This window comes from Micromonospora antibiotica (assembly GCF_017599305.1).
Classification (GTDB): domain Bacteria; phylum Actinomycetota; class Actinomycetes; order Mycobacteriales; family Micromonosporaceae; genus Micromonospora; species Micromonospora antibiotica.
On record NZ_JAGFWR010000002.1, the window covers coordinates 591833 to 607330 of the forward strand.

11 protein-coding genes are annotated in these 15498 nt (G+C 72.2%); 2 read left to right on the plus strand and 9 right to left on the minus strand.

Annotation, left to right across the window (positions count from 1 at the left end; genetic code table 11):
- Positions 1 to 14: 14 nt before the first annotated feature.
- Genes JQN83_RS07600 through JQN83_RS07615 form a run of 4 tightly spaced genes read right to left on the minus strand, consistent with a single transcriptional unit; the run spans position 15 to position 3325 of the window.
- The gene (locus JQN83_RS07600; protein ID WP_208566319.1) at positions 15 to 641 is read right to left on the minus strand and encodes a response regulator transcription factor; all 627 of its coding nucleotides are present in this window, start codon (positions 639 to 641) and stop codon (positions 15 to 17) included.
- Positions 638 to 1891: a sensor histidine kinase gene (locus tag JQN83_RS07605; protein ID WP_244251862.1), complete on the minus strand. Its 1254-nt coding sequence runs from the start codon at positions 1889 to 1891 to the stop codon at positions 638 to 640. Before JQN83_RS07605 ends, JQN83_RS07600 begins: the two co-directional genes overlap by 4 nt.
- A gap of 52 nt (positions 1892 to 1943) precedes the next feature.
- Positions 1944 to 2402 carry an ABA4-like family protein gene (locus JQN83_RS07610; protein ID WP_208566321.1) on the minus strand — a complete coding sequence of 153 codons (459 nt, stop codon included), beginning with the start codon at positions 2400 to 2402 and terminating at the stop codon, positions 1944 to 1946.
- Positions 2399 to 3325: a hypothetical protein gene (locus JQN83_RS07615; RefSeq protein ID WP_208566322.1), complete on the minus strand. Its 927-nt coding sequence runs from the start codon at positions 3323 to 3325 to the stop codon at positions 2399 to 2401. The genes JQN83_RS07610 and JQN83_RS07615 overlap by 4 nt, the downstream gene beginning before the upstream one ends.
- 242 nt (positions 3326 to 3567) lie before the next feature.
- On the opposite strand from JQN83_RS07615, the gene JQN83_RS07620 reads away from it, so the two are divergent.
- Positions 3568 to 5205 carry a cellulose-binding domain-containing protein gene (locus tag JQN83_RS07620; protein ID WP_208566323.1) on the plus strand — a complete coding sequence of 546 codons (1638 nt, stop codon included), beginning with the start codon at positions 3568 to 3570 and terminating at the stop codon, positions 5203 to 5205.
- A gap of 66 nt (positions 5206 to 5271) precedes the next feature.
- Here the strand turns inward: JQN83_RS07620 and JQN83_RS07625 are convergent, their stop codons facing one another.
- The 4 genes from JQN83_RS07625 to glgX form a co-directional block, all read right to left on the minus strand.
- A complete protein-coding gene (locus tag JQN83_RS07625; RefSeq protein ID WP_244251863.1) occupies positions 5272 to 5529 on the minus strand; it encodes a hypothetical protein in 258 nt (85 codons plus the stop codon).
- Positions 5530 to 6059: 530 nt separating this feature from the next.
- Positions 6060 to 7793, minus strand: coding sequence for a malto-oligosyltrehalose trehalohydrolase (gene treZ, locus JQN83_RS07630; RefSeq protein WP_208566324.1), 1734 nt, complete (start codon positions 7791 to 7793; stop codon positions 6060 to 6062).
- Positions 7790 to 10132 (minus strand): malto-oligosyltrehalose synthase, encoded by a 2343-nt coding sequence (treY, locus tag JQN83_RS07635; protein WP_208566325.1) that lies wholly within the window; start codon positions 10130 to 10132, stop codon positions 7790 to 7792. Before treY ends, treZ begins: the two co-directional genes overlap by 4 nt.
- Before the next feature lies 1 nt (position 10133).
- Positions 10134 to 12254 (minus strand): glycogen debranching protein GlgX, encoded by a 2121-nt coding sequence (gene glgX / locus JQN83_RS07640; RefSeq protein ID WP_208566326.1) that lies wholly within the window; start codon positions 12252 to 12254, stop codon positions 10134 to 10136.
- Between the two features lie 325 nt (positions 12255 to 12579).
- On the opposite strand from glgX, the gene JQN83_RS07645 reads away from it, so the two are divergent.
- On the plus strand, positions 12580 to 13986 hold the full coding sequence (locus JQN83_RS07645; protein WP_208566327.1) for a glycosyltransferase family 4 protein: 1407 nt from the start codon (positions 12580 to 12582) through the stop codon (positions 13984 to 13986).
- 100 nt (positions 13987 to 14086) lie between these two features.
- Here the strand turns inward: JQN83_RS07645 and JQN83_RS07650 are convergent, their stop codons facing one another.
- Complete coding sequence (locus tag JQN83_RS07650) at positions 14087 to 15370, minus strand: citrate synthase (RefSeq protein WP_208566328.1); 1284 nt, start codon at positions 15368 to 15370, stop codon at positions 14087 to 14089.
- Positions 15371 to 15498: the final 128 nt, after the last annotated feature.

The following is a 15498-nucleotide window of genomic DNA, read 5'->3' on the forward strand; positions in this document are numbered from 1 at the left end:
CCGGGTGGGCGCGGTCAGCCGCCCCGGGCGAACAGCGCCAGGCGAACCCGGTTCGGGCTGTCCGTCTTGGTCATCAGACTGGTGATGTGGGTCTTGACGGTGGTCACGCCGATGTGCAGCCGGTCGGCGATCTCGGTGTTGGACAGCCCCTCGGCCACCAGGTCGAGGACATCCCGCTCGCGGGCGGTCAGGCCCGTCACCGGTGTGCGCGGCTGCACGCGGGCCCGCACCGCCCGACCGACCAACCGCTGCAGCACCTCCTCGCTGAACGGGCTGGCTCCGGCGGCGGCCCGCCGGATCCCGTCGACCAGATCGGCAGGCGGGGCGTCCTTGAGCAGGAACCCGCAGGCACCGGCGGTCAGGGCGGGATAGAGATGGTCGTCGTCGCCGAACGTCGTCAACACCAGCACCCGGGTGCCGGGCCGGTCGGCGAGGATGCGCCCGGTCGCGGTGATCCCGTCGACACCGGGCATCCGCAGGTCCATCACCACGACGTCGGGGACGAGCCGGGCGGCCAGGGTGACCGCGTCGCGGCCGTTGTCGGCCTCCCCGACGACCTCGATGTCGGGTTGTGCCTCGCAGAGCATGCGCAGGCCCGCACGGATGAGGTGCTGGTCGTCGACCAGCAGCACCCGGATCACGCCGGACCCGCCGCGTACGGCCCGGCGGAACCGGGCGGCGGGGACGCCGGGCCGGCCCACCCGGCCCGGCGTGCGCCCGCACCGGCCGGCGACGCACCGGCACCGGGCGACGCTCCGGTGGGGGACGCACCGGCAGGCAGCACGGTCCGGACCCGCCAGCCGGTGCCGGCCGGCCCGGCGTCCAACCGCCCACCGAGGACCTCCACGCGTTCCCGCATGCCGGTGAGACCGTGTCCACCACCGGGCGGCACCGCCGCCGGAGCCCAGCCCCGGCCGTCGTCGGACACCTCCCAGTGGACGGCGTCCTCGACGACCGACACCGACAGCCGTGCCCGCGCGGACGTGCCGGCGTGCTTCACCACGTTCGTCAGAGCCTCCTGGGTCAACCGGAGCACCGCCAGCCCGCGTACCGCGTCGAGTGCGCCCACCGCCGGATCGACCTCCGCCTCCACCGTCACCCCGGCCTGCCGGGCCCGGTCGATCGCCGCGCCGAGCGCGGTGGGCAACGCCGCCGGCTCGATCGAGATCAGTGCCGCGTCCCCGTGCGCCCCGTCCGGATCACGCAGCACCGCGACCAGCCCCCGCAGGTCGGCCAACGCCGCCGTCCCGGTCGCGTGCACGTCGTCGAAGACCGCGCCCACCCCGGGGCCGAGGTCGGTCAGGACGTGCCGGGCGACACCGACACGCAGCACCATCGACGCCACATGGTGCGCGACCACGTCGTGCAGCTCGCGGGCGATGGCGCTGCGTTCGTCGGCGCGTGCCGCCCGGTTGTCCGACTCGCGTCGCAACTGTTCCGCCCGGAGCCGTTCCTCGGCCTGCCGGGCGAGTTCGCGGTTGGTACGCACCACCGTGCCGACCAGCAGCGGCAGCCCGACGTAGACCAGCACCCCGAACACCGTCCCGACGATGCCCCGGGCCCCGTGACCCGACGGGGACGGGCCGAACGCCGTGACCACGGCCAGCCCGCCGGCGGCCAGCCAACCGGTACGTGGGCGACGGGACCGCATGGTCAGTTCGAGCAGCGCCCAGCTGGCCCCGACCTGGTTGATGGTGGTGTCGTCGAGGGCCACGACCGCGACCACCAGCAGTCCGGTCTGCACTGTCAGGTTCACCAGGGGCCGGCGGTGTGCGAGCAACGCGACGGCGAACGCGACCACCGCCAGCGCCCACTGGGCGTCGGTGGGCGGCTTACCGGCCTGCGTGCCGAAGACGAGGTAGCCGAGGCCACTGAGATCGAGCAGCAGCATCCGCACGAGAGTGTCCCGTGCGTCGAACAGTCGCCCGACCCAACCCACGGGGTCAGCCTACGGATCGGGGGGTGGGAGCGGCAGCTGCCCCGCTCGGGTGGGCCCAGCGGGTCCGCAGCACCAGGTAACCGGCCAGGCCGAGGGGTCCCAGCAGGATCGTCGCCACCAGCACCGGGGCCATGACCAGCGCCGGCACGGCGCGGTCCCGGCTGTCGAGCCACGCCCACCGGCCGACGAACAGGTCGAACCCGATCAGGTGCGCCCAGGCTGCCGCCGCGCCGACGTCGGTGCCGAACAGGTCCCGTACCCCGGTCAGGGTCGGTGAGGTCACCACCGGGAGCACCGCGCCGAGCGCCGGGAGCACCAGCACCGCGTAGATCACCAGGACCGGCAGGACGATCAGCGGCGACCGGATGATCCGGATGGTCCACGACCAGCCCGGTAGCAGGATCATCAGCGCCCAGAACGGTGCGGCCAGCGCGAAGGTCAGCGTGAACCAGGTGGCGGTCACGCGGCCAGCGCCAGTTCCGGGCGACGTCGCCGGGCCACCACCGCCACCGCGGCGACCGTGGTCGCCGCGGCCAGGGCGGCGAGCGCGGTGAGGGTGGCCAGGTCCGGCCGCAGCAGCGGCTGCCCGCGCAGCGCCTGCCAGGTCAACAGCACGGTGAGTACGCCGTACCCGGCCCCCGCGACGACCAGCAGCCGGACCCGGCTCCGCTCGTCGAGCCAGTGACCCAGGTAGCGGCGCAGCAGGTAGGCCAGGATCGGTAGCGCCTGCATGGCGTGCAGCCCCACGAAGTGCCCGATCCGCAGGTCGCCCCCGGTGGTGCTCCACCCGACGATCGGCAGGCCCGGCCCGCCGTCCGGCACGCCCACGCTGTGCGCCCCGGCGATCCCGTCCGGCCCGGCCCGGTCCTGGGCCACCATCGGGAACGCCGCCAGCATCCCCAGCGCGGACAGGCCGAGCCCCAGAGCCACCGCCCAGGTGGTGGCCCGGTCGGTGGGCCGCCGTACCAGCAGCACCACCGCGACGATCAGGTGCGCGGCGAACAACACCATGATCGCTATTCCCATCACCTGCCAGAGCGCGGCGTTGAGCGGGGTGGTCTGGTTGTAGTGGCTGGTCGTGCCGCGCAGCACCTGCCCGACGATCACCACCATCTCGACCAGGGCCGTCGCCACCACCACGCTGGCCGACCACTCGGCGAGCCGGCTGCGGCGCGGCAGTTGCGCCAGCATCCAGGCGAGGGTGGCGGCGTAGAGCGCGAAGGACACCGAGAACTTGAACGGCTTGAGCCAGATCGGCACGCCGGTGAGCACCCGCCCGTCGACGACCACACCGACGGCGGTGACGACGGCGAGCACCGCCGCCGCCACGCTGAGCACCATCAGGGGGCGGTGCCGGCCGGCCGCCCGGGACATCAGTTCAGTCATGTGTCGAGCCTCGCCGGCCGCCGGCCCGGCCGCGCCCGACCGGAAGCCCCGGTCACGGCCCCCGGTCGGAGGCCGCCTCCTCCCCAGGGTGGAGGGGTGCCGGGGCGGACGGGCGGATTGACGGCATAGACGATGCTCAGTACCTTGGAAAGCGCTTACCTCGATTGACGCGCCGACCCACCACCTCCCGGGGCGGCCCCGGGGCAGGGCGGGCTTCGTACCCCAACCCCCAGGAGAAGACCATGATCTACCGACAGCGTCGGACGGCACTGTGGATGTCCGCAGTGGCGGCGACGACGCTCACCGCGACCGGAGTCGTGATCACCGCGAACGCCGCCCAGGCCGCCGCCGGTTGCCGGATCGACTACACGGTGTCCACCCAGTGGTCCGGCGGTTTCACCGCGAGCGTCAACCTCACCAACCTGGGCGACCCGCTCAGCGCCTGGACGACCACCTGGACGTTCGGTGCCGGGCAGCGCGTCGACCAGGGGTGGAACGCCACGTTCAGCCAGAGCGGCAGCACGGTCAGCGCCGCGAACGCCGGTTACAACGGGGCGGTCGCCACCAACGGCACGGTCTCGTTCGGTTTCAACGGCACCTGGACCGGCAGCAACCCGGTCCCGACGAACTTCGCGGTCAACGGGGTGGCCTGCACCGGCGGCGTCACCCCCACCACCGGCACCCCCACCAGCGCGCCCCCGACGACACCCCCGCCCACCACACCCCCACCCACGACACCCCCGCCGATCACGCCGCCGCCGACCACCCCACCGCCCACGACACCCCCGCCGTCGGGCAGCACGCTGTACGTGGCACCGAACGGCAGCGCCGGTGCGGCCGGCACCCAGACGAACCCGACCACGCTCGCCTCGGCCATCACCCGGGTCACCGCCGGCGGGACGATCTACGTCCGCGCCGGGACGTACAACCTGGCGCAGACCGTGACCATCGAACCGGGCAACAACGGCACCGCCAGCGCCCGCAAGAAACTGTTCGCCTACCCGGGTGAGAAGCCGGTGCTGAACTTCTCGGCGATGAGCGAGGACCCGGCCAACCGGGGGCTGGCGCTGAACGGGTCGTACTGGCACGTCCAGGGCCTCGTCGTCGAGCGGGCCGGCGACAACGGGATCTTCGTCGGCGGCAGCAACAACATCATCGAGCGCACGGTCACCCGCTTCAACCGCGACAGCGGGCTGCAACTCTCCCGGATCGCCTCCAGCACCCCCCGCGACCAGTGGCCGGCCAACAACCTGGTGCTCAGCGCCGAGTCGCACGACAACGCCGACTCCGACGGGGAGGACGCCGACGGCTTCGCCGCCAAGCTCACCGTGGGCAGCGGCAACATTTTCCGGTACGCGGTGTCGCACAACAACATCGACGACGGGTGGGACCTCTACACCAAGACCGACACCGGCCCGATCGGCGTGGTCACCATCGAGGACTCGCTCGCCTACAACAACGGCACGCTCAGCAACGGCACGCAGAACGGCAACGGTGACCGCAACGGCTTCAAGCTGGGCGGCGAGGACATCGGCGTCAACCACGTCGTACGGCGGACCATCGCCTACCGCAACGGCAAGCACGGCTTCACCTACAACCGCAACCTCGGCTCGATGTCGATCTCCAACAACCTGGGCATCGACAACACCGAGCGCAACTTCTCGTTCGACGGCGGCAGCTCGGTGTTCCGGAGCAACACCTCGTGCCGCAGCGGCAGCGGGTCCAACGACAAGATCGTCGGCAACAGCGACAGCTCCAACCAGTTCTGGAACGGCAGCAACGGCTCCCGCTGCGCGTCGTACACCGGGGCCATCGGTTGGGCCTTCGCCTCCGACGGGCGGCTCGTGGTGACCCTCGGCGGCCGGCAGGTCACCCTGTAACCGCCGGTTTCCGGAGGGTGGCCCGGCCGGTCGGACCGGTCGGGCCACCACCGCGGGCAGCCCCGGTCACCGGGTGGTGAGGCCGACCAGCGTGGCCAGTCGCGCGACGCCGGCCCCCGACGGCCGCCCCCGGGCCAGCTCGGCGATGACCGTACGGGCCACCGGCCGGCACCGCACCTCGGCCGGCGCGATGCCGTCCGCGTCGACAAGCACCCGACCGGCCCCGAACAGGTCGCCGACCCGGAGGTACGCCCGCGCGGCGTCGACCAGGTAGGCGGCCCGGTACTCGGCCGGCAGGAGCCGCCAGCCCTCCCGACGGATCACCTGTTCGTGCCGGTGGACCGCCTCCCCGGCGTCACTTGCCCAGCAGTACGACTGCTCAGGTTGGCACGGTGCGGCGGGCGATCGAGCATCTCCAGATCACCGGGGAGCTTCAGGGGCGACAGGGCAAGGGCACGTACGTGACCGGGAAGTTGTTCGAAGGCTCCTGAGCACACCGCCTAGGCGCAATGCTCATCGCGACGCGCGGACGGGCAGGAGGTCGGACCTGGGGAGTACATGTGTGCACTCAGGCTTATGCCACACAGGCATAAATATGCCAGCCAGGCATACACCTTCCACCCGCATGGTGCTCCCGCCGCGACCGTGACCCAGCGTGACCACCCACCGCGCGGGTCAGCCCGAGAACCGGGCGCACCCGCGCCGGGAACAGAGCGCACCAAGCGGACCGAGCGGAGAACCGGGGACCAAGCGGAGAACCGGGGACCGGCGCGAGCCCAATCGCGGACCGCGCGAACCAAAGCCGCAGACCGCGCGAACCAAAGCCGCAGACCGTGCGGCGACGGGCGTTGCGCTCAGAGCGCGACGATCGCCGCCGTCTCCGCCGGCAACTCCACCCGGTCGCGCATCACGGTGACGCCCTCCCCCGTGGTGAGCAGCACCCGACGGGCCACCCCGGGCAGGGTGACCCGCTGGCGGCGACCGGCGAGGTTCGCCACCACCAGGCATCCGCCCCGGCGGACCACCAGGAACTCGTCGCCGTGGCGTACCTCCACCTGGTGCAGGCGGGGGTCGGCCAGGTCGGGCCGGCTCTTGCGGAGGGCGATCAGCCGCCGGTAGAAGTCGTACATCTCGCGGTGTTCGGGTTTGTCCAGCTCGGCCCAGTCCAGGCGGGAGCGTAGGAAGGTCTGCGGGTCCTGCGGGTCGGGCACGTCACCCGGCGGCCAGCCGTGCGCGGCGAACTCCCGCCGCCGGCCGGTCGCGACCGCCGCCGCCAGCTCCGGCTCCGGATGGCTGGTGAAGAACTGCCACGGCGTGCTGGCCGCCCACTCCTCCCCCATGAACAGCATCGGGGTGAACGGCGCGGTCAGCAGCAGCATCGCCCCGACCCGCAGCAGCGCGGGCGACAGGCCGGCGGAGATCCGGTCGCCGGTGGCCCGGTTGCCGATCTGGTCGTGGTTCTGCAGGTACGCCACGAACCGGTGCCCGGGGGTGGCGTGCCGGTCCACCGGCCGGCCGTGGCTGCGGTTGCGGAAGCTGGACCAGGTGCCGGCGTGGAAGAACGCGCCGGTCAGCACGTCGGTCAGGCACTCCAGCGAGCCGAAGTCGCCGTAGTAGCCCTGCCGCTCCCCGGTGAGCAGGGTGTGCAGGGCGTGGTGGGCGTCGTCGTTCCACTGCGCGTGCAGGCCGTAGCCGCCCGCCTCCCGGGCGGTGATCAGCCGGGGGTCGTTGAGGTCGGATTCGGCGATCAGCGACAGCGGCCGGCCCAGGTGGGTGGCGAGCGCCTCCACCTCGACCGCCACCTGCTCCAGGATGTGCACCGCGCGGGTGTCGGGCATCGCGTGCACGGCATCCAGCCGCAGGCCGTCGACGTGGTAGTCGCGCAGCCACATCAGCACCGAGTCGACGATGTAGCGGCGTACCCCGTCGGAGTGCGGGCCGTCCAGGTTGACCGTGCGGCCCCAGGAGTTGTCCTGCTCGGTCAGGTAGGGCGCGAACCTCGGCGCGTAGGCCCCGGAGGGCCCGAAATGGTTGTAGACGACGTCGAGGATCACCCCCAGCCCCCTGGCGTGGGCGGCGTCGACCAGGCGTTTCAGCCCGTCCGGCCCGCCGTAGGGCTGGTGCGGGGCATACCAGCAGACCCCGTCGTAGCCCCAGTTGTGTTCGCCGTTGAAGGCGTTCACCGGCAGCAACTCGATCAGGTCGACGCCGAGGTCGACCAGGTGGTCGAGGCGGTCGATCGCCGCGTCGAAGGTGCCCTCCGGGGTGAACGTACCGACGTGCAGCTCGTAGAGGATGCTGCCGGGCAGTTGCCGGCCGGGCCAGCCCTGGTCGGTCCAGGCGAAGGCGGCGTGGTCGTAGCGTCGGCTCGGCCCGTGCACCCCGGTCGGCTGCCAGGCCGAACGTGGGTCGGGCAGCGGGGTGTCGTCGTCGTCGAGCAGGAACGCGTAGTCGGTGCCGGGGCCGGCGGCGGGCACCTCGACCCGCCACCAGCCGTCCGGCCCGGCCCGCATGTCGTGGTCGGCGACGCCGGGCAGGTGCAGCCGGACCCGGGCGACGTCGGGCGCCCAGACGGTGAACTCGGTCATGCGGCAGCCTCCACGGGGTCGGTGGGAGCCAGCAGGGCGGTGGGCGCGAGGAGCGCGACGGGGTAGGTGCTCAGCAGATCATGAAGGAGCAGCTCAGAACCACTGTAGACCCGTCCGGTGAACACGTCGGTAACACTGTTGCCGGGCATCGACAGGCGGGTGTCACGCCAGCCGCCGTCGCGGGCCAGCCCCACCGGCAGCCGGGTCGCCACCGCGATCACGCCACCCCGGTCGAAGGCGACCACGTGGGCGGCGGCCGGCCCGTGCGCGGCCACCGGCCGGTAGCCGGCGAACAGCTCCGGGTGGTCACGGCGCAACCGCAGCGTGCGGGAGACCACCAGCAGCTTGGCCGCGCCGTCGGCGGCCACCGCCGGTTGCCAGCCGGCGTCGAGCCGGGCCAGCATCTCCTGGCGTACGGCGAAGTCGACCGGGCGACGGTTGTCCGGGTCGACCAGGGAGTTCTCCCACAACTCGGTGCCCTGGTAGGTGTCGGGCACCCCCGGCATGGCGAGCTGGACCAGCTTCTGGCCCAGCGCGTTGGACCAGCCGGCCGGCGTCAGCTCGGCGGCGAACGCGCTGATCTCGTCGTGCAGCAGCGGGTCGTCGAACAGCCGGTCGACCAGGGCGTGCAGGTCGTGTTCGAAGGTCGGGTCGGGGTCGGCCCAGCTGGTGGACGTCGACGCCTCCCGGGCGGCCTTCTCCACGTACGCGTGCAGCCGCTCCCGGTCGATCGGCCAGGCGCCCACGGCGGTCTGCCACAGCAGGTGGGCGAAGGCCGGATCGGCCAGCGGCGCACGGGCCATCCAGTCGCCCACCTGCTCCGCCCAACGGGCCGGCAGCTCGGCGAGTACGGCCAGCCGGGCCCGGACGTCCTCGCCGCGCTTGGTGTCGTGGGTGGACAGCGTGGTCATGCTGGTCGGCCAGCGGACCTGCCGGGCGGCGGCGAACCGGTGGAACTCCGCCGGCGGCACCCCGAAGTGGGCCGGCGAGCCACCCACCTCGTTCAACGCGACGAACCGGCTCCACCGGTAGTAGGCGGTGTCCTCCACCCCCTTGGCCATCACCGCACCGGTGAGCTGCGGGAACCGGGCGGCCAGCTCGTGCTCGGGGCGGCGCAGCAGCGCGGTCACCGCGTCGAGGGTGGCGGTGAGATCGGGCCGGCGGCGGCCCGCCTCGGCGCGGGCGGCGGCCAGGTGCCGGGCCACGTGCGGCGGGTAGCCCCGGTAGACCGGGAAGCAGGCGGCCAACTCCGCCAGGGCCGCCCGGGTGGCGTCCCGGTCGAGGTCGGGGGCGAGGGAGGCGAGCCGGCCCAACTCGGCGGCGAGCAGCCGGGTGGCGGCTTCCAGCTTGGTGGCGTGGGTGAGGTCCTGCCAGGAGGTGTGATGACCGGTGAGCCGGGCGTCGAGGGCGGTGAAGTCGCCCTCGGCCCGCCCGTCGACGAACAGCCCGCAGACCGCGGCCAGCGCGTCGTAGCCGGTGGTGCCGTCGACCGGCCAGTCCGGTAGCTCCTCGCCGTACTCCAGGATCTTCTCCACCACCAGCCAGGCGTGCGGGGCGGCGGCCCGCAACCGGGTCAGGTAGCCGGCCGGGTCGCGCAGGCCGTCGGGGTGGTCGACGCGGATGCCGTCGACCTCACCGGCGGCCACCCAGCGCAGCACCTCGGCGTGGGTGGCGTCGAAGACCGCCGGGTCCTCCACCCGCAGCCCGGCCAGGTCGGACACGGCGAAGAACCGGCGGTACGTCAGCTCGGCGTCACCGCGCCGCCAGGAGACCAGCTCGTAGTGCTGCCGGTCGTGCACGTCGCGGGGGCTGCCGTCGGCGGTGCCGTCGGCGACCGGGAACCGGTGCTCGTGGTAGCGCAGTTCCCCGTCGACCAGCTTGAGGTCGTCGAGGGCGTCGGGGCTGTCGGCGAGCACCGGCAGCAGCAGCCGCCCCCGCTCCCAGTCGATGTCGAACCAGTCGGCGTAGGCCGAGTCCCGGCCCCGGCGCAGCACGTCCCACCAGGCCGGGTTGGCGGCCGGCTGGGCGACCCCGGCGTGGTTGGGCACGATGTCGACGACCAGGCCCAGCCCGGCCGCCCGCAATGCCCGGACCAGCCGCTGCCGGCCGGCCTCCCCGCCCAGCTCCGGGTTGACCGCGCGGTGGTCGACCACGTCGTAGCCGTGCGCGGAGCCGGGGGTCGCGGTGAGCAGCGGCGCGGTGTAGAGGTGGGTGACGCCCAGGTCGGCGAGCCAGTCGGCCAGCCCGGCGGTGGTGTCCAGGTCGAACCCGGGTCGGACCTGGATGCGGTACGTCGACCCGACCGTCGCCGTCGAGTCGGGTGCGGGCTGCGCGGGCATGTCAGACCGTCCTCTCCAGGACCACCAGGGAACGGTCCGGCACGCAGACCGCGCCGCCCGCCTCGACCACCGTGGGCTTCTCCGGATCCGGTTCCGCGGTGCTGATCACCAACTCCCAGCGCTGCCCGAACTCCGCACCGGGCAGGGTGAAGTCCAGCGGCGCGTCGTGGGCGTTGAAGCAGAGCAGGAACGAGGAGTCCCGGTGCCGCTGGCCGTACTGGCCGCGTTCGGGGATGCCGTCGCCGTTGACGAACAGGGCCACCGACCGGCCGAAGTCGTTGCCCCAGTCCTCACCGGTCATCTCCCGGCCGTCGGGGGTGTACCAGGCCAGGTCCGGCAGCCCCGCCTCGGCGTTGCGGCCACCCACCGGCAGGCCGGTGAAGAACCGGCGGCGGCGGAACACCTGGTGCCGGTTGCGGAAGTCGGTGAGCCGCCGGACGAAGGCCAGCAGGTCGTCGTCGGCGTGCTCCCAGTCCACCCAGGCCAGCTCGCTGTCCTGGCAGTAGGCGTTGTTGTTGCCGTGCTGGGTGCGGCCCAGCTCGTCGCCGTGGCCGAGCATCGGCACGCCCTGGGAGAGCATCAGGGTGGCCAGGAAGTTGCGGCGCTGCCGGGCCCGCAGGGCGGTGATGCCGGCGTCGTCGGTCTCCCCCTCGACGCCGCAGTTCCAGGACCGGTTGTGGCCCTCGCCGTCGCGGTTCTCCTCGCCGTTGGCCTCGTTGTGCTTGTCGTTGTAGGACACCAGGTCGTTGAGGGTGAACCCGTCGTGACAGGTGACGAAGTTGATGCTGTGGAAGGGGCGCCGGCCGTCGTCCTGGTAGAGGTCGGCCGAGCCGGAGATGCGGGAGGCGAACTCGGCCAGGGTGGCCGGCTCACCGCGCCAGAAGTCCCGCACCGTGTCGCGGTACTTGCCGTTCCACTCCGTCCACAGGGGTGGGAAGTTGCCCACCTGGTAGCCGCCGGGGCCGACGTCCCACGGCTCGGCGATCAGCTTCACCTGGCTGACCACCGGGTCCTGCTGCACCACCTCGAAGAACGTGGACAGCCGGTCCACCTCGTAGAACTCGCGGGCCAGGGTGGCGGCGAGGTCGAAGCGGAACCCGTCGACGTGCATCTCGGTCACCCAGTACCGCAGCGAATCCATGATCAGCTGGAGGGAGTGCGGGCTGCGCACGTTGAGGCTGTTGCCGGTGCCGGTGTAGTCGACGAAGTACCGGCGGTCCTCTTCGGACAGCCGGTAGTAGCTGGGGGCGTCGACGCCCTTGAAGCTCAGCGTGGGCCCCAGGTGGTTGCCCTCGGCGGTGTGGTTGTAGACCACGTCGAGGATGACCTCGATGCCGGCGGCGTGCAGCGCCTTGACCATGCCCCGGAACTCCTGCACCTGCTGGCCGAGGCGGCCCAGCGCGGAGTAGCCGTGGTGCGGGGCGAAGAAACCGATGCTGTTGTAACCCCAGTAGTTGCGCATGCCGAGGTCGGCCAGCCGGTGGTCGTGCACGAACTCGTGCACCGGCATCAGCTCGATCGCGGTCACCCCGAGCTGCCGGAAGTAGTCGATCATCACCGGGGAGGCGATCGCCGCGTAGGTGCCGCGCAGCTCCTCCGGGATGCCGGGGTGACGCATGGTGAGCCCGCGCACGTGCGCCTCGTAGATCACCGAGTGGTGGTACGGGGTGCGCGGCGGCCGGTCGTTGCCCCAGTCGAAGTACGGGTTCACCACCACCGACTTGGGCATGAACGGGGCCGAGTCGGTCTGCGACATCCGGTCCGGGTCGCCGCCCAGCTCGTAGTCGTAGACCGCCGGATCCCAGCTGACCTCCCCGTCGACCGCCTTGGCGTACGGGTCGAGCAGCAGCTTGTGCGGGTTGCACCGGACGCCGTTGGCGGGGTCGTACGGGCCGTGGACCCGGTAGCCGTACCGCTGGCCCGGCTCGATCCCGGGGATGTACGCGTGCCAGACGTACGCGTCGACCTCGCGCAGCTCGACCCGGCGCTCCGCGCCGGTGTCCCACTCGTCGAACAGGCACAACTCGATCTTCTCGGCGACCTCCGAGAAGATCGCGAAGTTGGTGCCCATCCCGTCGTAGGTGGCGCCCAGGGGATAACGCTCACCCGGCCAGACCTGCATGTCGCTCCTTCGGCCCATGATCATGAGCACACCTGCCGAGTCGGGGACCGGCCGATGCGCACGCCACTGATGCCCCGTGGCCGGGTCGGCCAATCCACCCGTTCGGACGGCACCCGATTTCCACCCGTCCGAGGGATCACCCACCGTCAGGTGTCGTCCGTCACGATAGGCCCTTTCGAGATGCGCCGAGCCGCCCGATGCCCTTTGCTAGACGCGACGCGCCCGCGCGGGCACGTCACCACTCGGCCCTCGGCCACCCCCACCACCGCCCCCTCCCGCCGTCACCGCTGCCGGCGTGATCGCGTGCGCATGGACGGAGATTGATGTGACCACCCTGCGGGTCAGCGACCAGCTCGCGACCGCTGTGGACCGGACCCGCCGGCCCACCCCCACCTTCCGGCCCCAGGTCCCCCAGCAGGGCGGCGGCTCCGGCGTGCCCCCGCGCACCCGGCGCATCCTGATGCTCTCCTGGGAGTATCCGCCGGTGCTGGTGGGCGGGCTCGGCCGGCACGTGCACGCCCTGTCGGTGGCCCTGGCCGCCGCCGGGCACGAGGTCACCGTCGTCACCCGGCACACCGAGGGCGCGGCGCTGGAGGAGTACGCCGACGGCGTGCGGATCGTCCGGGCCACCGAGGACCCGGTCACCTTCCCGCTGGCCACCGACTCGCTGCTGGCCTGGACGATGGCGTTCAACCACACCCTGACCCGGGCCGCCCTGCGGGCCACCGAGTCCGGCGCGTACGACGTGATCCACGCCCACGACTGGCTGGTCGCGCACACCGCCATGACGTTGCGCGCCCACCTGGACGTGCCGCTGGTGACCACCATCCACGCCACCGAGGCCGGCCGGCACCAGGGCTGGCTGCCGGGGGAGATGAACCGGACCATCCACGGCGTCGAGCAGTGGCTGGCCGCCGAGTCGGGTCGGGTCATCGTCTGCTCCCGGTACATGCGCGACGAGGTGGGCGCGCTGTTCGACGTGCCGACCGCCCGGGTCGACGTGGTCCCCAACGGGGTCGAGCCGCACCGCTGGAAGGTGCCGACCTCGGCGGTCACCGCGGCCCGCGCCCGGTTCGCCGGGGACGGGCCGCTGGTCACCTTCGCCGGCCGGCTGGTCTACGAGAAGGGCGTCCAGCACCTGCTCGCCGGCCTGCCCCGGCTGCGCGAGCGGCACCCCGGCCTGCGCGCGGTGATCGTCGGCGACGGGCCGTACAAGGCGGAGCTGGAGGCCGAGGTGCGCCGGCTCGGGTTGGGCGGCACGGTCGCCATGCCCGGTTTCCTCGGCGGCACCGACCTGCCGGCCGTGATGGCCGCCTCGGACTGCTTCGCGGTGCCCAGCATCTACGAGCCGTTCGGGATGGTCGCCCTGGAGGGCGCGGCGGCCGGCGCACCGCTCGCGGTCGCCGAGACCGGCGGGCTGGCCGAGATCGTCGAGCCGGGGGTGACCGGGATGACCTTCGCCCCGGAGGACCCGGCCGACCTCACCGAGGCCGTGCACGCGCTGCTGTCGGACCGGGAACGCGCCCGGGTGCTCGCCCGCCGGGCCCGCGCCATGGTCCACGAGCAGTACGGCTGGTCGGCGATCGCCGCCCGCACCGCGACGGCGTACGCCTCGGCGATCGCCGGGGACGCCGCGTTCACCGCGCAGCGCGCCGAGCAGCGGATGGCCACCGGCCGGGTCACCGCCCCGATCCCGGCGGGCAACCTGCTCGTCGCCGCCGGCCTGCGCTGACCGCAGCTCGGTGCCGGCTGCCGGGCCCCGATGCCCGGTCCCCGTACGCGAGAAGGCCGCCGACCCGCAGCGGGGTCGGCGGCCTTCGTCGTGACCGGGGTCAGCGCTGCGAGATCGCGGTGAACTCCCGCTCGGGCGCACCGGTGTAGATCTGCCGGGGCCGGCCGATCTTGGTCTCCGGGTCGCTGATCATCTCGCGCCACTGGGCGATCCAGCCGGGCAGCCGGCCCAGCGCGAACAGCACCGTGAACATCTTGGTCGGGAAGCCCATCGCCTTGTAGATCAACCCGGTGTAGAAGTCCACGTTCGGGTAGAGCCGGCGGGACACGAAGAAGTCGTCGGCGAGCGCGATCTCCTCCAGCTGCATCGCGATGTCCAGCAGCGGGTCCGGCTTGGCCATCCGGCCGAGCACGTCCTGGGCGGCCTTCTTGACGATGGCGGCCCGGGGGTCGTAGTTCTTGTAGACCCGGTGCCCGAAGCCCATCAGCTTGACGCCGTCCTGCTTGTCCTTGACCTTGCGGACGAAGGACGCGACGTCACCGCCGTCGGCCTCGATCTTTTCCAGCATCTCCAGCACGGCCTGGTTCGCCCCGCCGTGCAGCGGGCCGAACAGGGCGTTCACCCCGGCCGAGACCGAGGCGAAGAGGTTGGCGTTGCTGGAGCCGACCAGCCGGACGGTGGAGGTCGAGCAGTTCTGCTCGTGGTCGGCGTGCAGGACGAACAGCATGTCCAGCACCCGCGCCACCACCGGGTCGACCTCGTACGGCTCGGCGGGCACGCCGAAGTTCATCCGCAGGAAGTTCTCCACGTAGCCCAGGGAGTTGTCCGGGTACAGCAGCGGCTGACCGATGGACTTCTTGTAGGCGTACGAGGCGATGGTGGGGACCTTCGCCATCAGCCGGACCGTGGACATCTCCACGTGCTCGGAGTCGAACGGGTCCAGGCTGTCCTGGTAGAAGGTGGAGATGGCGCTGACCGCCGAGGACAGCACGGCCATCGGGTGGGCGTCCCGGGGGAAGCCGTCGAAGAACCGGCGCATCTCCTCGTGCAGCAGGGAGTGCCGCCGGATCCGCTCGCTGAACTCGCCCAGCTGCTGCTGGGTCGGCAGCTCACCGTAGATGAGCAGGTAGGAGACCTCCAGGAAGGAGGACTTCTCGGCCAGCTGATCGATCGGGTAGCCGCGGTACCGCAGGATGCCCGCGTCACCGTCGATGTAGGTGATCGCGGAAGAACAGGACGCGGTGTTCACGAAACCGGGGTCGTATGTTGTCATCCCGGTTTCCTTGAGCAACTTACTGACCCCGATGCCCGCAGGGCCCTCGACCGCGCCCTGCACCGGCATCGAAAGCTGCCCACCGGGGTGGTCGAGCTTGACTTCCGTCATGTGGTTCCTCGCTTCGCCGGCGAATCTTCGTTGAATTGCCTTCGCTTTTACCGTAATCGCGGTCGCGGGGATACCGCCCCCCGTGGTTCTGCGGTGAGGTATGCGTCACCCGATTCCCGACCCGGCGG